Below are 21,116 nucleotides of genomic sequence, written 5' to 3'. Positions count from 1 at the left end.
GGCGCCCGACCCACCGTGCAGGATGCTTATTGAGCCGATCGACACCATGAATCAACTCGTCCGCATGTCCCAGATCGGCGACGCCGAGACCGTCGAGGAGCCGTCGGCCGACCTGCGCGTGCCCTTCGCGCAGTCCGGCGCCTTCGTGTGCAAGTACATCATCGGCGAGCCGAACGACCGCGCCGTCTGCTGCGGCGCCCCCGTGTCCGACGGCAAGAGCTGGTGCGCCTACCACCGCCGCATCGTGTTCGAGCCGACCCGCCCCGGCCGCATCCGCTGAGCCTCTCCTTGCGCCATCCCGGCCGTCACTGCGTCCGCATGATCTGGATGACCGCCGGGGTGATGATGACGACGAACAGCACGGGCAGGAAGAACAGGATCATCGGTACGGTGAGCTTCGGCGGCAGACCGGCCGCCTTCTTCTCGGCCTCGTTCATGCGCATGTCGCGGCTTTCCTGGCTCAGCACCCGCAGCGCCTGACCGACCGGCGTGCCGTAGCGCTCGGCCTGGATCAGCGCCGTCGCCACGGACTTCACCGGCTCGAGGCCGGTGCGCATCACGAGGTTCTCGTAGGCCTGACGCCGGTCGGGCAGGAACGACATCTCGGCGGTCATCAGCGCGAGCTCCTCGGCCAGCACGACGGAGGACGTGGCGATCTCGGTGCTCACCTTCCGGAACGCGTTCTCGATCGCCATGCCGGATTCGACGCAGATCAGCGTGAGGTCGAGGGCGTCCGGCCACGCCTTGCGGATCTCGGTCTGGCGCTTCTTGGCGGTGTTCACCAGGAACAGCTCGGGCGCCTTGATGCCCATGTAGGCCGCGCCGATCACCAGCCCGAACCGCATGAGGTACGAGGCGTCGAGCACCTCCAGCACGAACAGGTAGAACAGGGCCGCGATCACCGCCGCGACCGGCACGACGAGGCGGAAGAACAGGAAAGCGGTCTCCGCCCCCTGGCCGCGGTATCCTGCCTGCATCAGCTTGCGCTTGGCCGTGTCCGTGCCGAGCCAGCGGCGCAGCTGGTACTTCTCGACGACCGACTTCATGTAGGCCTTCGGCTCCGTGCGCAGCGTCGCCCGGCTTCCGGTCCGCTCCGCGGTCAGCCGCTCGCGCCGCCGGATCTGCTCGCGCTCGTCGCTGACGAGCTTCATCCGCTTGCCGAGGCGGTCGGTCTCCAGGAAGGGCTGCGCCACCGCGTAGGCGGTCGCGGCCGCCGCGACGGCGGTCAGCAGCGTGCCCATGAAGCGGGGATCGAACAGCTTCTCGGCGATGGCATCGATCATCGGGCGGGATCCGGCAGACGGCGCACCGCGCCTAGAACTCGAAGGCGATCATCTTCTTGATGGTGAAGATGCCGATGGACATCCAGATCGCCGCGCCGACCAGGGCGATCTTGCCCGTGTCGGTTGTCCAGAGCAGCGAGATGTAGTCGGGGCTGGTGAGCGCGGTGATGCCCGCCACAGCGAAGGGCAGGCAGGCGATGATCGAGGCCGAGGCCTTGGCCTCCATGCTCATCGCCTGGACCTTGCCGCGCATCTTGGCGCGGTCGCGCAGCACCGTGGAGAGGTTGTTCAGCGCCTCGGAGAGGTTACCGCCCGACTGCTGCTGAATGTTGATCACGATGGCGAAGAAGTTCACCTCGGCGGTGGGCACGCGCTCGAACAGCCGCGTGCAGGCCTCGCCGAGGGACAGGCCCATCGCCTGCGTCTCCACCACGGTCCGGAACTCGCTGCGCACCGGCTCCTCGGCCTCGCGCGAGACCATGCGGAAGCAGTCGCCCACCGGGATGCCGGTGCGGATGCCGCGGACCACCACGTCGACGGCGTTGGGCAGCTCCTTGTTGAACTTCGCGATGCGCTTGAGCCGCAGGTGGCGCAGCAGGTAGGCCGGCAGGCCGAAGCCGCCCGCGAAGGCGGCGCCGAGCGCCGCCAGGGCGTTGTCGGTGATGACGAAGAGCAGGAGCCCGAAGACGACCCCGCTCAGGGCCGAGACCCCGTAGAAGGTTTGCTTCGTCCAGCCGAGGCCGGCGCGGGCGAGCTTCAATTCCACGCTGGCCTTCGAGGCGCCCTTGGCCTTCGCCTCGATCTCGCTCAGCGTCTTGGCGACCTGCTCGCGCCGGTTGACGGCGACGCCCCGGGTCGCCGCCCCCGAGGCGGAGACGCTGATCGTCTTCAGGCGCTTGGTGGCCCGGCGCTCGCCGCCGAGCAGGGGCAGGACCGCCACGTAGGCGATGGCGGCCACCGCGATGCCGGCGAGGCCGGCGGCGATCGGCAGGTTGGAGGCGTCCGCCATCGGCTCAGTTCCGGTCGACGACCTCGGCGGCGTCGAGCGCCTCACCGAGCCGCTGTTCGAGGCCGTAGTAGCGGGCGCGCTCCCAGAATTTCGGCCGGCCGACGCCGGTGGAGCGGTGACGCCCGATCAGCTTGCCGTTCGCGTCCTCGCCGACGATGTCGTAGAGGAACACGTCCTGGGTGGTGATGACGTCGCCCTCCATGCCGAGCACCTCGGTGATGTGGGTGATGCGCCGGGAGCCGTCGCGCAGACGCATCGCCTGGATCACGACGTCGATCGAGCCGCAGATCATCTCGCGCAGGGTCCGCGACGGCAGGGTGAAGCCGCCCATCGAGATCATCGATTCGATACGCGACAGGCACTCGCGCGGGCTGTTGGCGTGGAGCGTGCCCATCGAGCCGTCGTGGCCGGTGTTCATCGCTTGGAGCAGATCGAAGGCCTCCGGTCCGCGCACCTCGCCGACGATAATCCGCTCCGGGCGCATGCGCAGGCAGTTCTTCACGAGGTCGCGCATGGTGACCTGGCCCTGGCCCTCCATGTTGGGCGGCCGCGTCTCCAGGCGCACGACGTGCGGCTGCTGGAGCTGCAGCTCGGCCGCGTCCTCGCAGGTGATGACCCGCTCGTCGTGCTCGATGAAGGCGGTGAGGCAGTTGAGCAGCGTGGTCTTGCCCGAGCCCGTGCCGCCCGAGATGACCACGTTGCAGCGCGACTGGCCGATGATCTTGAGGACCTCAGCGCCCTCGGGCGAGATCGCCCCGAAGCGCACGAGCTGCTCCAGGGTGAGCTTGTCCTTCTTGAACTTGCGGATCGTGAGCGCCGGGCCGTCGATGGCGAGCGGCGGCGCGATGACGTTGACGCGGGACCCGTCCGGCAGGCGCGCGTCGCAGATCGGCGAGGCGTCGTCTACGCGCCGGCCGACCTGGCTGACGATGCGCTGGCAGATGTTCATCAGCTGCTGGTTGTCGCGGAACCGCACGCTGGTCAGCTGGATCTTGCCGTTGACCTCGATGAAGGTCCGGTGGGCGCCGTTGACCATGATGTCGGCGATGTCGTCGCGGGCGAGCAGCGGCTCCAGCGGGCCGTAGCCCAGCACGTCGTTGCAGATGTCGTCGAGCAGTTCCTCCTGCTCGGAGATCGACAGGACGATGTTCTTGAGCCCGATGATCTCCGTGACGATGTCGCGGATCTCCTCGCGCGCGGTCTCGGCGTCGAGGCGCGAGAGCTGCGTTAGGTCGATCGCCTCGATCAGGGCGCCGAAGATCAGGCTCTTGGTGCGGTAGTAATCCTCCGAGCGCGCGGTCTCGACGACGACCGGGGCCGCCGGCGCCGGGCGCTGGGCCGGCGCGGGCGCCGGCGCGTCGCGCAGCACCGGCGTGGCCGGGGCCGGGGTCCGCATCTGCGGCATCGGCGGGGGCGGCGCCGACGCGCCGCCGGACTGTCGCCTACCGAACATGGGTCAGAGCCCCGACGCTGACCCGCGGCACCGGCCGGGTGAGGGATCGCGTCCGCATCAGGATGCCTTGCGGCCGGAAAGCTTGGCGAGCAGCGGCTCCAGCAGGCTCGGACGGCCCCGCCGGCTCTCGGGACGTCCGAGGGTCATGGCCGCCAGGTCGTTGAACAGCTCCGCCACCTTCGAGCCCGCCTGGATCTCGGCGATCATCTGGCCGTTGTTGGCGGCCGTGCCGAACAGGGTCGGCTCGAACGGGATCGTCAGGGCCACCGGCGCCTCCAGGGCCTTGGCGAACTCGGCGGTGCCGATCTCGGGGCGCTTGGGCACGCCGACGCCGTTCAGCACGATGCGGGGCGGCTGGTCGTTCGGGCGACCGTGCTTCAGCGCGCCGAGGAGGTTCTTGGCGTTGCGCAGGCAGGCGAGGTCGGGCCCGGTCACGATCAGGATCTCGTCGGCCGCCGTCAGGACGCGCTTCGTCCACGCGTTCCACTGGTGGGGGATGTCGAGGACCACGCACGGGACGCTCGCCCGCATGTGCTCGATCAGGGTGTCGAAGGCCGGCTCGGACAGGTCGATGGTCCGGTCGAGGCTCGCCGGGGCCGAGAGCAGGCTCAGGTTGTCGCTGCACTTGGACAGCAGCCGCTCGACCAGGGCGGAGTCCAGCCGCTCGGGGGCGAACACCGCCTCGGCGATGCCCTGGGGCGGGTCCTGGTTGAAGTTGAGCGAGGCGGTGCCGAAGGCGATGTCGAGATCGGCGATCACCGTCTGGACGCCCTGGCCCCGGGCCACCGACCACGCGAAATTATGCGCCACGGTCGAGGCGCCGATGCCGCCCTTGACGCCGTAGACCGCCACGGTCCGGCCCACCGGCTTGACGCCCGGGGCCGTGAACAGGTCGGAGATCGCCGCGATGAGCGTCAGGGGCTCGACCGGCGCCATCAGGTAATCGGACACCCCGCGCTGGATCAGCTGGCGGTAAAGCATCACGTCGTTGACGTGACCGATCACCAGGACGCGGGTCCCCTCGTCGCAGACCTCGGCCAGGGCGTCGAGGCACTCGATCGGCCGCGAGCGCGCGCCCTGGATCTCGAGGACGATGACGTTGGGCGTCGGCGCGTGCCGGTACGCCTCGATCGCCGCGGCCCCGCCGCCCATCCGGACCTTGACCTGCGCCTTCTGCATGCGCCGGTCGAGGGCCGCGCCCTCGATCATCGCCGCGGTCTCGCCGGTCTCGCAGAAGGCCTGGATGGTGATCCGGGGCACCGGGGCGATCGTGCGCTCGGTTGTCTCGGACAGCTCTGCCATGACGGCGCTTTCGGGTTCGCGTGCGGGGTGCGGCGTTGCGATCGGCGGCGGGGCTGCCCATCCCCGGCGCCGGCTGTCTCAGTTCGTGACCTGGGCCTTCACGGCGGTCTGACCATCTTGCCGCCATGTGGTTGACGGATCCTTGCCGTCCCGCAACTGGCCAATGTCCCGGACCCGCTTGACCGTGTCGATGCGGCCCTCGGGCCGGCCGCGCACGAGGTCGACCGGGTCGGCGACCTGCGCGGCGACGTTGGACTGCATGGCGCAGCCCAGGTTCCAGCTCGGCCGGTTGTTGTAGTCGGTCGTGAAATTGCCGGCCCCGAGGTCCTGAGGCCAGAGGCCGCAGGCGTCGGCCACCTTGGCCTGCATGCGCTGGAAGCTCAGCCGGATCGGCGCGGCGAGGGTCGGCGCCGCCACCGCGTAGCCGCTGACCGCGATCTCGCGGGCGTTGACGCCGTTCTGCGTGCCGAGCCGGCCGAGAACCGAGGCCGTCCGCTGCACGGCGGCGACTTGGTCGGGCGGGACGCCCTGGGGTACCTGCATCAGAAGGGTTCCGCGGCCGTAGCGCCGGTACTCCAGCATGAAGGCGTCGACATCGGTCGCCTGGCGCGGGTCCAGATGGCCCATGCCGGTCGGGAACACGTCGAGGCTGCGGGGCCCGTCGGTCAGCACGATCGGGTGGCGCGCGCGGTAATCTGTGACGTCGATGCCGCCGGTCGTGACGGGATCGGTCTTGCAGGCCGCCGCGAGGGCGGAGAGCGCGCAGGCGGCGAGCACGCTCGCGGCGCGGCGCGGCAGTGCGGGCGGGTGACGTCCGGTCGTGGGTCCGGTCATGGGTCCGATCCTGGGAGGCGCGGCGGGGCGCTACTCGACGATGAAGCCGACGCGGCCGCGGTAGGTGCGGCCGAGCGGCGCCGCGGCGGCCGCGCCGGGCGGGGCGACCTTGCCGTAGATGCGGTTGATCTGGCCGAGCAGCACGGCTTGGCCGTCGCTGGAGTCGACGAAGTTGTCGTCGGGCCGGCTGACCTGCTTCGCCTCCATCGGCCGGGCGATGTAGGGCGTGCACATGATCATCAGCTCGGTCTCCTGGCGCTGGTAGTCGCGGGAGCGGAACAGCGCGCCGAGGATCGGGAGGTTGATCAGGCCGGGCAGGCCGGCGATCGCCTGCTTGTTGAACTGCTGGATCAGGCCGGCGGTCATCATCACACCGCCGGAGGGCAGCTCGACGGTGGTCTCGGAGCGGCGCACCCGGGTGCCCGGCACTGCGACCGAGGTGTTGCCGATCACATAGTTGAAGCTCTGCTGCGTATCGATCTCGGTCACGTCCGTGGCGACGCGGATCGAGATCCGGTTGTCGGCCAACACCGTCGGTGTGAACGACAGGGCGACGCCGTAGGGCTTGTATGTGATGCCGGGCGAGCAGACGCCGCCGACGGCGCAGGTTGCCGAGGCCGGCACCGCGAACTCGCCGCCGGCCAGGAACTTGGCGGCCTCGCCCGAGATGGCGGTCAGCGTTGGCTCCGCCAGGATGCGCGAGACGCCGGCTTGCTCGAACGCCTTCAGGGTCGCCTGGAGCGAGAAGCCGCCCCCCTGCACGGAGGCCTGGACCAGATTCCCGGTCGGCGTGTTCGTGTTGATCGGGAAGGGCAGGTTGTTGGTGATAACATTCGGGATGTACGCCGGGACCTGCGTGGCCGCCGCGGTGCCGCCGTTCACGAGCGTCTGCCCCAGGTTTCCGACCGGGTTCAGAGCCGACCAGTTGCCGGCCATGTTGATCCCGAACTGCTTCAGGACGTTGCGGGACACCTCCACCACGGTGACGCGGAGCATCACCTGGTCCTTGTTGCGGATCGTGAGGTTGTTGATCACCGCGCCCCGCGAGCCGGCGGCGACGCCGCCGCTGGCCGCGCCCGCCGCTCCCGCGGCCCCGGCGCCGCCCAGGCCCACGAAGGCGTTGGCGATGTCGATCGCCTGCTGCGCGTCCGCCGAGGAGTTGACCGCCCCCGACAGGAGCACCGAGGCGCCCGACGAGCGCACGTCGAAGCGTCCGCCCGGGATGCTCTGGTTGAGCAGCTCGCGCAGGGTCCCGAGGTTCAGGTCCCGCGCCACCGTCACGTCGAGGGCGGCGATCTGGCGGCCCTCGGCATCCATGATGAAGATCGAGGTCGCGCCGTCCGCCATGCCGATCACGAAGACCTTACGGGTCGAGCGGACCACGGCGTTGGCCACCGCGGGGTTGGCCACGAACACCTCCTTGGCGTCCCGCGGCAGGTCGACGATGACGGAGCGGCCCGCGGTCAGCTCGACCCGCCGGGTCGAGCTCGCTTCCGCGGCTCCGACCGTCAGGATCGGCGCCGGGCCGAAGGTCTGGCGGTCCTGGGAAGAGGCCGGCCCGGTCAGGGCGACGAGCAGCGCGAGGGCGCCGGCCGAGCAACGGCGCGGGCCGCGGTCGGGGCGCCGCGTTGGGCGCGTGAGGGGCAGCGAAGCGGTCATGGCGGTCACGGCGTCTGCTGCCGCGCGACGCCGAAGCGCACCACGGTCAGGGCGGGTTCGGGCATCTGCGCGGCGGACGCGTCGGCCAGCGGCACGGCTTCCGGCGGCAGCCCGGCATCGGCGAGGCTGCGCAGGGAGAGGGTCAGGGCGCCGACCTTCTGGGCGAGCGCCAGGGTCTCGGCCTGCGCGGGCGTCACGGCCAGCGTCGCGGTCTCGCCGGTGACGACGTTGGTGCCGTTCTTCTCCTGGACCAGCTGACCGATCGCCAGGACGCGGATGTCGGTGAGGATCGTCTGGGAGAGCTGCACGTCGCTGTTGTTGGCCCGCGAATTGGACTCGTCGCGGAAGGTGCGGATCACGTCGACGCGGTCGTTCGGCAGGATGAAGCCGCCGGCCGAGTTGGTTCCGCGGCTGTCGGTGACGATGGCGACTGCGCGCATGCCGGGCGGCAGGATCGCCGCCATGAACCCGCTCTCCGGACGCACCAGCTTCTGCGCGCGGATCGGCTCGCCCGTCAGGAAGCCCGAGCGCACGGACGCACCGACGGTCTCCTCGAGGGCCTTGGGGTTGATCTTGCGGGTCATGTAGCCGTTGGCCACGGCGCCGTCCGGCCAGGGCTGCCAGCGCAGGTCCGCGGCCCGGAGCACCTGGCCCATGGGCATGTCGATGGCGGCCACGAGCACGTCGGTCGTCGGCTGCGGCGGCGCCTCGGCCGTCGGCGGCGGTGGCGGTGGTGGCGGATCGCCGCCGCTCATCAGGAAGGCCGCCCCGGTGCCCGCCGCGAGGGCGATTCCGAGGACGGCGAAACGGGCTGGGTTCATCGCATCGCCACGCGCCGGAGACGGCCGGATTGCCGTCCATGACGGGAACCTGCGCGGGGATTCGTGTAATTATGGTTAAGGTATTATAACCTCTGCCGTTGTCGCCGGTCCGGAAACGGGTCGATCGGAACCGCGTCACAATCCGCGGAATCCTTCAGCTCCCGCCCGACCTCGGCCGTGGCGCGGCGCCGGGTCGTCCCCTATCGTGCCGCCGGAACCGCCTCAGAAGCGGGCACTCGGGCGAACCGGGGGGAGACATGATCAGAACAATCGGCGGCGCGGTGATGGCGGCCGCTCTCGCGGGGACCGCGCTCGGCTCCGCTCCGGCGGCCGCGCAGGGAAGCTTCTCGGACAACGCGATACGGATCGGCGTCCTCAACGACCAGTCTGGCCTCTACGCCGAGTACGGCGGCCAGGGCTCGGTCGAGGCCGCCCGGATGGCGGTGGAGGACATGGGCGGCAAGATCGGCAGCGTGCCGATCGAGATCCTCACGGCCGACCACCAGAACAAGCCCGACATCGCCTCGGCGATCGCCCGGCAATGGTACGACCGCGACAATGTCGACGCGATCATGGAGCTGACCACCTCCTCGGTGGCGCTGGCGGTCCAGGGCCTGTCCAAGGAGAAGAAGAAGATCACCATCACCACCGGGGCCGCGACCAGCGACCTCACCGGCAAGGCGTGCTCGCCCTACGGCTACCATTGGGCGTTCGACACGCGGGCGCTGGCGGTGGGCACCGGCGGCGCGCTGACCCGGGCGGGCGGCAACACGTGGTTCTTCCTCACCGCCGACTACGCCTTCGGCTCGGCGCTGGAGGCCGACACCAGCAAGGTCGTGCTCGCCAACGGCGGCAAGGTGCTGGGCAGCGTCCGTCACCCGCTCTCGAACCAGGACTTCTCGTCGTTCCTGCTCCAGGCGCAGGGCTCGAAGGCCAAGGTAATCGGGCTCGCCAATGCCGGCCTCGACACCTCGAACGCGATCAAGCAGGCCGCCGAGTACGGCATCGTCGAGGGCGGCCAGAAGCTCGCGGCGCTGCTGTTCACACTCTCGGAGGTGCACGGGCTCGGCCTCAAGGTCGCCCAGGGCCTGACGCTCACCGAGGGCTGGTACTGGGACGCCAACGACGAGACCCGCGCCTTCGGCCAGCGCTACATGAAGCGCACCGGCCGGATGCCCAACATGATCCAGGCCGGCACCTACTCGGCGGTCCTGTCCTACCTGAAGGCCGTCAAGGCGGCCGGCACCGACGAGACCGACGCGGTGAACGCCAAGCTCAAGGAGCTGCCGGTGGACGACGTCTTCGCCCATGGCGGGATCGTGCAGCCGAACGGCCGCATGGTCCACGACATGTACCTGTTCGAGGTCAAGAAGCCGGCCGAGTCGAAGGGTCCGTGGGACCTCTACAAGCTGATCTCGACGATCCCCGGCAAGGAGGCCTTCGCCTCTCCGGCCGAGAGCGGCTGCCCGCTGACGGCGGCGAAGTAGGTCTCACCCCGTCATCGCGAGCGCAGCGCAGCGACCCGGGGCGGCGCGTCCCTGGATTGCTTCGCTCCGCTCGCACAGACGGCGGCGGGTCGAATGTCCCGTCTCAGGATGTGCTCTACTCCGAGAGGGTATCACCCCGCCCAGACGCGCCGGTACAGGGCCACGATCTCGTCGGCGCTGGGCTCCACCGGGTTGTTGGCGGGAGAGCCGGAAGCCAGCGCCTGGGCCGCCATGGTGGGGAGCAGCGCCTCCCAGCGGGCCGGGTCGATGCCGTATTCCCGCGGTCCCGGCACGTCGAGGTCGTCGTTCAGCGCCTCGAGCTCGGTCACCAGCGCGGACACCGCCGAGCGGTCGTCGGTGTCCGGGCCGGCGATCTTCATGGCGCGGGCGCAGGCGGCGTAGCGGTCGATGGCGGCCGGGGCCGAGAAGGCCGTCACCGCCGGCAGCAGCATCGCGTTCGAGAGCCCGTGCGCCACGTGGAAATGCGCGCCGATCGGCCGGCTCATGCCGTGGACGAGCGCCACGGAGGCGTTCGAGAACGCGATGCCCGCCTGGGTGGCGCCGAGCATCATCGCCTCGCGCGCCGCCCGGTCGCCCGGATCGGTCCAGACCCGGCGCAGGTTCGGGGCGATCAACCGCATTGCCTGCAGCGCCAGCCCGTCCGAGAACAGGTTCGACTTGCGCGAGACGTAGGCCTCGATCGCGTGGGTCAGGGCGTCGATGCCGGTATCGGCGGTGAGCCGCTTCGGCTTGGTGAGCGTCAGCTCGTAATCGACCAGGGCCGCCACCGGCAGGTAGGCGAGGCCGATGCAGAGCATCTTCTCGTCCGAGGCCTCGTCGGTCACGATGGTGAAGCGGGTCGCCTCCGAGCCGGTGCCGGCGGTGGTCGGGATCGCCACGATCGGCAGGCCGGGCTCGTCCTGCTGGCGCGGCGCCTTGTAGTCGCGCATGTGGCCGCCGTGGCGGGCGAGCACCGCCACCGCCTTGGCGGTGTCCATCGGGCTGCCGCCGCCGAAGCCGACCACGCAGTCGAAATCGCCCGCCTGGAGGGCCGCCAGCGCCGCCTCCACGGACGCCACGGTCGGGTCCGGCACGGTCTCGGAGAAGATTGTGGCCTTCGCGCCCGCCTTGGTGAGGCGCTCGAGCAGCGTGTCGGTGCGGCCGCTGCCGGCGAGGTAGGGATCGGTGACCACGAAGGGCCGCGACAGGCCGAGCTGGCCGAGCACCTCCGGCAGGAGCCGCGAGGCGCCGGCGCCGACGCGCATCAGCCGGGGCAGGGCGATCGAGGCGACCATACTCTTTCTTCTCCCACCCGGCGCCTCTGCTGGTGCGCCGGAACGACGATCTTAGGACCTGCGCCCGCCGGGCGAAACTGCCGGCGCTTACACTGCCGGCCCGGCGAAGAGCGCGGCGGCGGCCTCCACCTCGCCCGCGATGAAGCCCGCCACGGCGCGGATATGGGCGGCCTTCCGGTGATCCTCGTGGATGTGCATGTGGAACGAGCGGGTCAGCGACACTGCCCCGGGCAGCACCGGCACGAGCCCCGGATGGGCCGCCGCGATGAAGGCCGGCAGCACGCAGAGGCCGGCGCCGCCGAGCGTCGCGTGGACCTGGGCCAGGAGGTTCGTGGAGCGCAGACGCGCCGAGACCGGCGGGCCCAGGGCGCCGAGATAGTTCAGCTCGCGCGTGAACAGCATGTCCTCGATGTAGCCGACGAAGGGATGCCCCGAGAGATCTCCGACCTCCGCGATCGGCCCGGTCCCGGCGAGGTAGGATTCGGCCGCGTAGACGAGCAGCCGGTAATCGGTCAGCCGGCGCGCCACCACCCGCGCCTGCTGCGGGCCGGACAGGCTGATGACGATGTCGGCCTCGCGCTTCGACAGGCTGAAGATCCGGGCGGTCGCCATGATCTCGACCTCCAGCCCCGGATGGCGCGCGGTGAGCCGGTGCATCCGGGGGGCCAGGAACACGCTGCCGAACCCGTCCGGCGCGCCGATCCGCACCGTGCCGGAGACCGCCTGGGCGGCCTCCGTGGCGGCGCTCGCCGACAGGAACGCGCTCTCCATGGCCTCGGCGACGCCGAGCAGGTTCGCGCCGTCCTCGGTGAGGGCGTAGCCGAGGTTGCTGCGGTGGAACAGTCGGGCGCCGAGCCCTTCCTCCAGGGCGCGGATCCGGCGCCCGACGGTGGTGTGCTCGGTGCCGGTACGGGTCCCGGCGGCGCTCAGCGTTCCGGTCCGCGCCACGGCGAGGAAGAAGCGGAGGTCGTCCCAGTTGGGCCCCGTCCTGGCCATGATCGCACCCTCGCTGTGCATCGATGCACGACGGCTGTAAGCGCATCCGGCTTTATCGCTCAAGCGATCCTGATAGGGTGCGCCAAAATCGAACGCCACATCACAGGGAGGCGCGCATGCGCACGATCGGGCATTACATCGGCGGCCGGAACGTCGGCGGCGAGAGCGGGCGGTTCGCCGACGTGTTCCACCCCTCGACCGGCGAGGTGCAGGCCAAGGTCGCGCTCGCCAGCAAGGCCGAGATGCGCGCCGCGGTCGAGAACGCCGCAGCGGCCCAGCCGGCCTGGGCGGCGACCAATCCGCAGAAGCGCGCCCGCGTGATGATGCGCTTCCTCGAGCTCATCCGCGGCGAGAACGATTCGCTGGCCGAGCTGCTGGCCTCCGAGCACGGCAAGACCGTGCCGGACGCCAAGGGCGACATCCAGCGCGGCGTCGAGGTCGTGGAGTTCGCCTGCGGCATCCCGCACCTGCTCAAGGGCGAGTACACGGAAGGGGCGGGGCCCGGGATCGACGTCTACTCCCTGCGCCAGCCGCTGGGTGTCGTCGCCGGCATCACGCCGTTCAACTTCCCGGCCATGATCCCGCTGTGGAAATGCGCCCCAGCCATCGCCTGCGGCAACGCCTTCATCCTGAAGCCGTCCGAGCGCGACCCGAGCGTGCCGATCCGTATCGCCGAGATCTTCCTGGAGGCGGGCCTGCCGCCGGGCATCCTCAACGTCGTCAACGGCGACAAGGAGGCGGTCGACGCGATCCTCGACGACGAGGACATCAAGGCGGTGGGCTTCGTCGGCTCCTCGCACATCGCCGAGTACATCTACGTGCGCGCCGCCGAGACGGGCAAGCGCGCCCAGTGCTTCGGCGGCGCCAAGAACCACATGATCATCATGCCGGACGCCGACATGGGCCAGGCGGTCGACGCGCTGATCGGCGCCGGCTACGGCTCGGCCGGCGAGCGCTGCATGGCCATCTCGGTGGCGGTGCCGGTGGGCGAGCAGACCGCCGACCGCCTGATGGAGAAGCTGGTCCCGCGGGTCGAGTCGCTCAAGATCGGTCCCTCGCACGACGGCTCGGCCGATTACGGCCCGCTCGTCACCCGGGAGGCCGTGCAGAAGGTCGCGAGCTACATCGACAAGGGCGTCGCCGAGGGCGCGCAGCTCGCCGTCGACGGCCGCGGCTTCAAGCTCCAGGGCTACGAGAACGGCTTCTACATGGGCGGCTCGCTGTTCGACCGCGTGACGCCCGACATGACGATCTACAAGGAAGAGATCTTCGGCCCCGTGCTCTCGGTGGTTCGGGCCAGGGATTACGAGGAGGCGCTGGCGCTGCCCTCGACCCACCAGTACGGCAACGGCGTCGCGATCTTCACCCAGGACGGCGACGCGGCCCGCGACTTCACCGCGCGGGTCAACGTCGGCATGGTCGGCGTGAACGTGCCGATCCCGGTTCCGATCGCCTACCACACCTTCGGCGGCTGGAAGCGTTCGGGCTTCGGCGATCTCAACCAGCACGGGCCGGACTCGATCCGGTTCTACACCAAGACCAAGACTGTGACGCAGCGCTGGCCGAGCGGCATCAAGAGCGGGGCGGAGTTCTCCATCCCGACGATGCGGTAGAGCGCGACGGCTCGAGGTGGGGCCCGGGTCCCCTCTCCCGCGCGGGGAGGGGGTACGGCCCGCCTTGGGGCGGCCGATGTGCGTACCTCGCGCGGTGGCTGACGAAAATGAGGGAGTGCCCATGAGTTTCGGGCTCGACGAGGACCGGACCGCGATCCGCGAGATGGCCCTCGGCTTCGCGGCCGAGCACATCGCGCCGCACGCCCTCGACTGGGACCGCGACAAGACCTTCCCGGTCGAGACCCTGCGGGAAGCGGCCGCCCTCGGCATGGCGGGCATCTACGTCCGCGAGGATGTCGGCGGGTCCGGCCTGTCGCGCCTCGACGCGACGCTGATCTTCGAGGCGCTCAGCACCGGCTGCCCGACCGTGGCGGCGTTCCTGTCGATCCACAACATGTGCGCCTGGATGATCGACGCCTACGGCGGCGACGATCAGCGCCGCCGCTGGCTGCCGTCGCTCATGGGCATGGAGCGGATCGCCAGCTACTGCCTCACCGAGCCGGGCTCGGGCTCCGACGCCGCGGCGCTCCGCACCCGCGCCGAGCGGGACGGCGACCATTACGTGCTCTCCGGCGAGAAGCAGTTCATCTCGGGCGCCGGCGCCAGCGACCTCTACGTCTGCATGGTCCGCACCGGCGAGGCCGGCCCGGCGGGGATCTCCGCGATCGTGGTCGAGACGGGCACGCCCGGCCTGTCCTTCGGGGCCGACGAGCGCAAGATGGGCTGGAACGCCCAGCCGACCCGCGCGGTGCGCTTCGACGGCTGCCGCGTGCCGGTGGGCAACCGCCTCGGCGCCGAGGGCCAGGGCTTCAAGATCGCCATGAGCGGCCTCGACGGGGGGCGGCTCAACATCGCGGCCTGCTCGCTCGGCGGCGCGCAGGCGGCCCTCGACAAGGCGCTCGCCTACATGGGCGACCGCCGCGCCTTCGGGGCGAGGCTCACCGACTTCCAGGCGCTGCAGTTCCGCCTCGCCGACATGGCGACGAGCCTGGAGGTGTCACGCACCTTCCTGCGGCACGCGGCCGCCGCGCTCGACGCCAAGGACCCGGCCGCGACCCAGCTCTGCGCGATGGCCAAGCGCCACGTCACCGACGCGGCCTTCGAGGTCGCCAACCAGGCGCTCCAGCTTCACGGCGGCTACGGCTACCTCGCCGAGTACGGCGTGGAGAAGATCGTCCGCGACCTGCGCGTGCACCAGATCCTCGAGGGGACCAACGAGATCATGCGGCTGATCATCGCCCGCGGGCTGACCGGGGGGCGCCGATGAGCGACGTGATCGTCGAGCGGGTCGGCGCCCTGGGCCGGCTGCGGCTCAACCGGCCGAAGGCCCTCAATGCCCTGACCCACGGCATGGTCGGCGAGATCGACCGGGCGCTCGACCGGTTCTCGGCCGATCCGGGCATCGCCGCGGTGCTGCTCACCGGGGAGGGCGAGCGCGGCCTGTGCGCCGGCGGCGACCTGCGCTCCCTCTACGACAGCTCCGACACCGCCTTCGCCGAGACCTTCTGGCGGGACGAGTACAGGCTCGATGCACGCATCGCCGCCTACGAGAAGCCCTTCGTGGCGGTCATGGACGGCATCACCATGGGCGGGGGTGTCGGGCTCGCGGGCCACGCTGCGCACCGGATCGTCACCGAGCGTTCCCGCGTCGCCATGCCGGAGACCGGCATCGGCTACCTGCCGGATGTCGGCGGAACGTGGCTGCTGCCGCGCGCGCCCGGGGAACTCGGCACCTATCTCGGCCTGACCGGCGAGCCGGTCGGCGCCGCCGACGCGATCTTCTGCCGGCTGGCCGACGCCCTGGTGCCCTCCGCGGGTCTGCCTGACCTGATCGACGCCCTCGTGGCGGTCGACCCGGATGCCGGGCAGGCGGGCGTGCGGGACGCGATCGCACGGCTCGCCCGTGATCCGGAGCCGGCACTGCTCGCCGCGCACCGGGCGGTGATCGACCGCTGCTTCGCCTTCGACATGGTGGACGAGATCCTGTCGGCCCTGGCGGCGGACGGCTCGGACTTCGCCGCCGCGACCCGGGCGACGCTCCTGACCAAGGCGCCGTCGAGCCTCGTCCTGACGCTGTGCCTCCTGCGGCTCGGCCGCGGCGCGCCGAACCTGGAAGCCTGCCTGGAGCGCGAGTTCCACGCCTCGCTGGCCCTGCTGGCGGAGGGCGATTTCCGCGAAGGCATCCGCGCCGCGGTGATCGACAAGGACAAGAGCCCGCGCTGGAACCCGCCGACCCTCGACGCGGTCGATCCGGCGCGGATCGCCCGCTGGCTGGAGAAGCGGGCGGAGCCGGTTTTTTCGGAATCGCGCACGGGGCCGGTGTGATGACGCGTCGCTCGTTCCCACCCACACCCTCATCCTGAGGTGCCGAAGCGTAGCGTAGGCCTCGAAGGAGGGCTCCAGAAGCCGCCGTGATTCCTGGAGCCCTCCTTCGAGGCCCGCGTCGCGGTCACTTCAGGATGAGGACGCGGGTGGAAGACGCGAACGACAGCAATCAAGGGAGAAGCAGGATGGCGCAGACCATCGGGTTCATCGGTCTCGGCAACATGGGCGGGCCCATGGCGGCCAACCTCGTGAAGGCGGGCCACACCGTGCGCGGCTTCGACCTGGTGCCGGCCTCGCTGGAGGCGGCGCGCGCCGGAGGCGTCGCTGTCACCGGCTCGGCCCTGGAGGCGGCCCAAGGGGCGGACGTCGTCATCACCATGCTGCCCGCCGGGCGGCACGTGGTCGAGGTCTGGACGCAGCTCGCCGAGGCCCTGCCCGCCGGCACGCTCCTGATCGATTCCTCCACGGTCGACGTCGAGAGCGCCCGCAAGGCCCACGCCCTCGCCGAGGCGCGGGGCTGCCTGTCGGTGGACGCGCCGGTCTCCGGCGGCACCGGTGGCGCGAAGGCCGGGACGCTGACGTTCATGGCCGGCGGCGCCGCGGCCGCCTTCGCCAAGGCCGAGCCGCTGCTGAAGGTGATGGGCAAGAACGTGTTCCATTGCGGCCAGGCCGGCGCCGGGCAGGCGGCCAAGATCTGCAACAACATGATCCTCGGCATCTCGATGATCGGCGTCAGCGAGGCTTTCGCGCTCGGCGAGAAGCTCGGCCTGTCGCACCAGGCGCTCTACGACGTGGCCTCGGTCTCCTCGGGTCAGTGCTGGTCACTGACCACCTACTGCCCGGTGCCGGGCCCGGTGCCGACCTCGCCGGCCAACAACGGCTACAAGCCGGGCTTCGCCGCCGCGCTGATGCTCAAGGACCTCCGGCTCGCTCAGGCCGCCGCCATCGCCGCGGGGGCGGCGACGCCGCTGGGCGCGGAGGCCGCGCAGATCTACGGCCTGTTCGAGGGCGCGGGCCACGGGGGAGAGGACTTTTCCGCGATCATCCGTATGCTCCGCGGGCAGGGAGGCGAGTCGTGAGCGACACGTACGAGACGATCCTGACGGAGACGCGCGGGCGCGTCCTGCTGATCACCCTCAACCGGCCGAAGGCCCTGAACGCCCTCAACGCGCAGCTCACCCGCGAGGTGATCCGGGCGGCGACCGAGGCGGATGCGGATCCGGGGATCGGCTGCATCGTCCTCACCGGCTCGGCCAAGGCCTTCGCGGCCGGCGCAGACATCAAGGAGATGCAGCACGCCACCTACGCGGAGATGTATTCCGGCGACCGGTTCGCCGACTGGGACCGCTTCGTCGCCGTGCGCAAGCCGATCATCGCCGCGGTGGCGGGCTACGCCCTGGGCGGCGGCTGCGAGCTCGCCATGATGTGCGACATCATCCTGGCGGCCGACACGGCGCAGTTCGGCCAGCCCGAGATCAAGCTCGGCGTGATGCCGGGGATCGGCGGCAGCCAGCGGCTGACCCGCTTCGTCGGCAAGGCCAAGGCCATGGAGATGTGCCTGACCGGGCGGATGATGGACGCCGCCGAGGCCGAGCGTGCCGGCCTCGTCTCGCGCGTGATCGCGGCCGACCAGCTCCTCGACGAGGCACTGAAGGCGGCCGAGACCATCGCGTCGATGTCGCTGCCGATCGCGATGATGACCAAGGAGGCGGTCAACCGGTCCTACGAGACCACGCTGACCGAGGGCATCCGGTTCGAGCGGCGGGTGTTCCACGCCATGTTCGCCACCAAGGACCAGAAGGAGGGTATGGCCGCCTTCGTAGAGAAGCGGCCGCCCCGGTTCGAGAACACCTGAGCGGGGACCAGGCGATGGATGCGCTGGACCACGACGAAGTCCGGTTCGAGATGGCCTTCCCGCGCGCAATCGTCGCCCAGAAGGCGCGCGGGCGCGAGGAGACCATCAACGAGCACCTCGTGAAGCTGCTCGCCTTCGACGTGCCCCAACGGACGCGGTCGGTCTGGCGGAAAGAGCTGACGCGCCATTTCCGTTTCCTGGCGGCGCTGCGGGTCAAGCCCGGCGCCAGCCTGATCCCGCCCCGCGATTGGTGGGCATGGCTCTACGCGGATCCGTTCGAACACAACGAGGCCGGCTACACGGCCGGCCTGATCGCGCTGAACGCCGACGATTTCGCCCGCAACGACCGCAGTGTTGGGGCGATTGCCGGGCAGATCCGCGACTTCCACGCCGCCATGGTTCAGCGCCTCGCGCAGGGCGAGGCCGGTGAGGATCTGATCCCGGCCTGAAGACGCCGGGTCGGGATCGGTCAACGAGGACGAGGGGGAACGACCATGCCGAGCTTCCGGGAGGCCCGCGACCTTCTGCTGGCCCATCGCACCGACTACGCCGCCGCCGTCGCGGCCTTCGCGTGGCCGGACCCGGTGCCGTTCAACTGGGCGCTCGACTGGTTCGACGCCGTCCTCGCCGGCCCCGAGAGCCGCGACCGCGCCGCCCTGCGGATCGTCGAGGCTGGCAGCGGGGCCGAGCAGAGCCTCAGCTTCGGTGAGCTCGCGGCACGGTCCAATCAGGTGGCCAACCACCTGCGTCAGCTCGGCCTGAAGCGCGGTGACCACCTGCTCCTGCTGCTCGGCAACGTGCCGGCCCTGTGGGAGACCATGCTGGCCGCGATGAAGCTCGGCGCCGTGGTCATCCCGGCGACCACGCTGCTCACCGCCGACGAGCTCGCCGACCGCCTCGCCCGCGGCCGCCCGCGGGCGATCGTGGCCGGGCCGGAGCAGATCGCACGGTTCGCCGGCCTCGACACGGGCGGCGCCGTCCGCCTCGTCACCGGGGCTCCGACGGAGGGCTGGGCGGCCTACGACGACGCCTTCACGGCCTCGGACAGCTTCGCGCCGGACGCCCCGACCGCCGCCGATGACCCGCTGCTCCTCTACTTCACCTCCGGCACCACGGCGAAGCCGAAGCTGGTGCGCCACAGCCACCGCTCCTACCCGGTGGGCGCGCTCTCGACCATGTACTGGCTCGGGCTGCAGCCGGGGGACGTGCACTGCAACGTCTCCTCGCCGGGCTGGGCGAAGCACGCGTGGTCCTCGTTCTTCGCGCCCTGGAATGCCGGCGCGACGATCCTGGTGATCAACCAGGCGCCGTTCAACGCGGCCGCGCTGCTGGCGCAGCTGGAGCGCACCGGCGCCACGACGCTCTGCGCGCCGCCGACCGTCTGGCGGATGATCATCCAGGAGGACCTGTCCGGGAAGCGGCTCGCCCTGCGCGAGGTCTGCGCGGCGGGCGAGCCCCTGAATCCCGAGGTGATCGAGCGAGTGAAGAGCGCCTGGGGCCTCACGATCCGCGACGGCTACGGCCAGACCGAGACCACCGCGCTCATGGCCAACACGCCGGGACAGCCGGTGGTGCCGGGCGCCCTGGGCCGGCCTCTCCCGGGCTACCGGGTGCGCGTCCTCGACCTGGACGGTCAGCCGGCCACCGAGGGCGAGGTCTGCCTCGAACTCGGGGCCCACCGGCCCGCCGGCCTGATGCAGGGCTACGACGACGGCCAGGGCAACCTGTCGGGCGCGGCCGGCGACCTCTACCACACCGGCGACGTCGCCTTCGTGGACGAGCAGGGCTGCTACACCTTCGTCGGCCGCGCCGACGACGTGTTCAAGTCGTCGGGCTACCGGATCAGCCCCTTCGAGCTGGAGAGCGTGCTGATCGAGCATCCGGCCGTGGCCGAGGCGGCGGTGGTGCCGGTGCCCGATCCGATGCGTCACACCATCCCGAAGGCCTACGTGTCCCTGGTGGCCGGAGCGAGCCCCGGACCCGAGACGGCGCTCGACATCTTCCGCTTCACCAACGCCCGGCTCGCGACCTTCAAGCGCCTGCGCGGGCTCGAATTCGTCACCGATCTGCCCAAGACGATCTCGGGCAAGATCCGGCGGGTGCAGCTGCGCCGCCTGGAGCACGAGGGCATCACCGAGGACCCGCACCGGGGCCGCGCCTACACGCAGGCGGACTTCCCGGAGCTGAAGGGCGAGGCCGAGCGCAAGCTCGACCAGACGGCGGGCTGAGCGTTTCCACCCCGTGATCGCGGGCGCGGCGAGGCGACCCAGGGCAGCGCGCCATCGGTCGGCTTGGCGCAGTCTTGGTGTGCCTCTCTGCGCTCGCGATGGCGGCTGCGCACCTGAGGACTCAGGTCCCCGGGTGACGAACCCTCAAGGTTTCCGGTTTCCGAAGCCGAAGCCGCCGATTTACAAGGGTTCTCAAGTCTCCCGTCGACGCTGTCGCGCGTGAGCGGGCCCGCGCCGGCGGATCGGTAAAATTGCGCGCATCCGCTTCAGCGCCGCGGAGGCTCTGCGGCGCAATCCTGTCCTCAACAACGGGGACGGGTTCGATGGGCGCGGCGCTTCTCAGGACGGTTCGGGGGATGCTGGTCGGAGCGGCGACGCTGCTCGGCCTCGCCGCTCCGGTTCAAGCGCAGACGCTGGCGAGCCTGCCCGCGGACGTGGGCGCCAAGATCCTGGGCGACGCCAAGCCGATCGCGGCGTGGGTGACGTTCTGTCAGAATTACGCGGCGGAGTGCGCGCTGGACCGGGGCGAGCCGGCCCGGATCAGCCTGACGCCCGCCACCTGGGCGACGATCGTGTCGGTGAACCGGCGGGTCAACAAGGCGATCGAGCCGATGACCGACCAGGACCACCTGCACGTGGCCGACCGCTGGGACCTGGCCGAGGACGGCATCGGCGACTGCGAGGACTTCCAGCTGCTCAAGCGCCACATGCTGGCCGAGGCCGGCCTGCCGCGGCGGGCGATGCGCATGACCGTGGTGATCGACGAGAAGGGCGAGGGCCACGCCGTGCTGACCCTGATCACCGACCGCGGCGACCTGGTGCTCGACAACAAGACCAGCGCGATCCTGCCCTGGCACAAGACCGGCTACGTGTTCATCAAGCGCGAGAGCCAGGACGCCGTCGCCTGGGTCTCCCTCGGCGGCGTCACCTCCCCGGTCACCACCGCAAACCGGTGA

General features: G+C 70.8%; 19 protein-coding genes. 10 read left to right on the top strand and 9 right to left on the bottom strand.

Going from position 1 to position 21,116, the window contains the following annotated elements:
- Nucleotides 1-22 precede the first annotated feature (22 nt).
- Entirely contained in the window at nt 23-280 is a 258-nt protein-coding gene (locus BM314_RS24440) for a GcrA family cell cycle regulator (RefSeq protein ID WP_012320730.1), read from the top strand.
- Nucleotides 281-305: 25 nt separating this feature from the next.
- Here BM314_RS24440 and BM314_RS24435 read toward each other — a convergent pair whose 3' ends face one another.
- The 7 genes from BM314_RS24435 to cpaB form a co-directional block, all read right to left on the bottom strand.
- Nucleotides 306-1,283, bottom strand: a complete 978-nt coding sequence (locus BM314_RS24435; RefSeq protein ID WP_091980834.1) for a type II secretion system F family protein — start codon at nt 1,281-1,283, stop codon at nt 306-308.
- Nucleotides 1,284-1,314: 31 nt separating this feature from the next.
- Nucleotides 1,315-2,292 carry a type II secretion system F family protein gene (locus BM314_RS24430; RefSeq protein WP_020095644.1) on the bottom strand — a complete coding sequence of 326 codons (978 nt, stop codon included), beginning with the start codon at nt 2,290-2,292 and terminating at the stop codon, nt 1,315-1,317.
- A gap of 4 nt (nt 2,293-2,296) precedes the next feature.
- A complete protein-coding gene (locus BM314_RS24425; protein ID WP_020095645.1) occupies nt 2,297-3,688 on the bottom strand; it encodes a TadA family conjugal transfer-associated ATPase in 1,392 nt (463 codons plus the stop codon).
- Between the two features lie 114 nt (nt 3,689-3,802).
- Complete coding sequence (locus tag BM314_RS24420; protein ID WP_056526226.1) at nt 3,803-5,047, bottom strand: CpaE/TadZ family protein; 1,245 nt, start codon at nt 5,045-5,047, stop codon at nt 3,803-3,805.
- Nucleotides 5,048-5,125: 78 nt separating this feature from the next.
- Nucleotides 5,126-5,881: a CpaD family pilus assembly protein gene (locus BM314_RS24415; protein ID WP_170868172.1), complete on the bottom strand. Its 756-nt coding sequence runs from the start codon at nt 5,879-5,881 to the stop codon at nt 5,126-5,128.
- Between the two features lie 30 nt (nt 5,882-5,911).
- Nucleotides 5,912-7,540 (bottom strand): type II and III secretion system protein family protein, encoded by a 1,629-nt coding sequence (locus tag BM314_RS24410; protein ID WP_091980831.1) that lies wholly within the window; start codon nt 7,538-7,540, stop codon nt 5,912-5,914.
- A gap of 5 nt (nt 7,541-7,545) precedes the next feature.
- Nucleotides 7,546-8,361, bottom strand: coding sequence for a Flp pilus assembly protein CpaB (cpaB, locus tag BM314_RS24405; RefSeq protein WP_020095649.1), 816 nt, complete (start codon nt 8,359-8,361; stop codon nt 7,546-7,548).
- A gap of 281 nt (nt 8,362-8,642) precedes the next feature.
- Between cpaB and BM314_RS24400 the strand changes: the two genes are divergently transcribed.
- The gene (locus BM314_RS24400) at nt 8,643-9,848 is read left to right on the top strand and encodes an ABC transporter substrate-binding protein (RefSeq protein ID WP_170855253.1); all 1,206 of its coding nucleotides are present in this window, start codon (nt 8,643-8,645) and stop codon (nt 9,846-9,848) included.
- Between the two features lie 131 nt (nt 9,849-9,979).
- Here the strand turns inward: BM314_RS24400 and BM314_RS24395 are convergent, their stop codons facing one another.
- Both BM314_RS24395 and BM314_RS24390 read right to left on the bottom strand, forming a co-directional pair.
- On the bottom strand, nt 9,980-11,143 hold the full coding sequence (locus tag BM314_RS24395; RefSeq protein WP_091980830.1) for an iron-containing alcohol dehydrogenase: 1,164 nt from the start codon (nt 11,141-11,143) through the stop codon (nt 9,980-9,982).
- A gap of 87 nt (nt 11,144-11,230) precedes the next feature.
- Nucleotides 11,231-12,139, bottom strand: coding sequence for a LysR family transcriptional regulator (locus tag BM314_RS24390; RefSeq protein WP_244491912.1), 909 nt, complete (start codon nt 12,137-12,139; stop codon nt 11,231-11,233).
- 116 nt (nt 12,140-12,255) lie between these two features.
- Between BM314_RS24390 and BM314_RS24385 the strand changes: the two genes are divergently transcribed.
- The 8 genes from BM314_RS24385 (at nt 12,256) to BM314_RS24350 (ending at nt 21,116) form a co-directional block, all read left to right on the top strand.
- Nucleotides 12,256-13,752: a CoA-acylating methylmalonate-semialdehyde dehydrogenase gene (locus BM314_RS24385; RefSeq protein ID WP_091980827.1), complete on the top strand. Its 1,497-nt coding sequence runs from the start codon at nt 12,256-12,258 to the stop codon at nt 13,750-13,752.
- A gap of 121 nt (nt 13,753-13,873) precedes the next feature.
- Nucleotides 13,874-15,019, top strand: a complete 1,146-nt coding sequence (locus tag BM314_RS24380; RefSeq protein WP_091980826.1) for an isobutyryl-CoA dehydrogenase — start codon at nt 13,874-13,876, stop codon at nt 15,017-15,019.
- A complete protein-coding gene (locus BM314_RS24375) occupies nt 15,016-16,077 on the top strand; it encodes an enoyl-CoA hydratase/isomerase family protein (RefSeq protein ID WP_091980823.1) in 1,062 nt (353 codons plus the stop codon). The genes BM314_RS24380 and BM314_RS24375 overlap by 4 nt, the downstream gene beginning before the upstream one ends.
- 185 nt (nt 16,078-16,262) lie before the next feature.
- Nucleotides 16,263-17,156, top strand: coding sequence for a 3-hydroxyisobutyrate dehydrogenase (gene mmsB, locus BM314_RS24370; RefSeq protein WP_091980822.1), 894 nt, complete (start codon nt 16,263-16,265; stop codon nt 17,154-17,156).
- Nucleotides 17,153-17,932, top strand: coding sequence for an enoyl-CoA hydratase (locus BM314_RS24365; RefSeq protein ID WP_020095657.1), 780 nt, complete (start codon nt 17,153-17,155; stop codon nt 17,930-17,932). Before mmsB ends, BM314_RS24365 begins: the two co-directional genes overlap by 4 nt.
- Before the next feature lie 14 nt (nt 17,933-17,946).
- Entirely contained in the window at nt 17,947-18,381 is a 435-nt protein-coding gene (locus BM314_RS24360) for a hypothetical protein (protein ID WP_091980819.1), read from the top strand.
- Nucleotides 18,382-18,426: 45 nt separating this feature from the next.
- A complete protein-coding gene (locus BM314_RS24355) occupies nt 18,427-20,160 on the top strand; it encodes an AMP-binding protein (protein WP_020095659.1) in 1,734 nt (577 codons plus the stop codon).
- A gap of 356 nt (nt 20,161-20,516) precedes the next feature.
- A complete protein-coding gene (locus tag BM314_RS24350) occupies nt 20,517-21,116 on the top strand; it encodes a transglutaminase-like cysteine peptidase (protein ID WP_020095660.1) in 600 nt (199 codons plus the stop codon).

The organism is Methylobacterium sp. 13MFTsu3.1M2, assembly GCF_900112625.1.
GTDB lineage: Bacteria > Pseudomonadota > Alphaproteobacteria > Rhizobiales > Beijerinckiaceae > Methylobacterium.
This window is presented reverse-complemented; position numbering and strand designations above follow the sequence as displayed.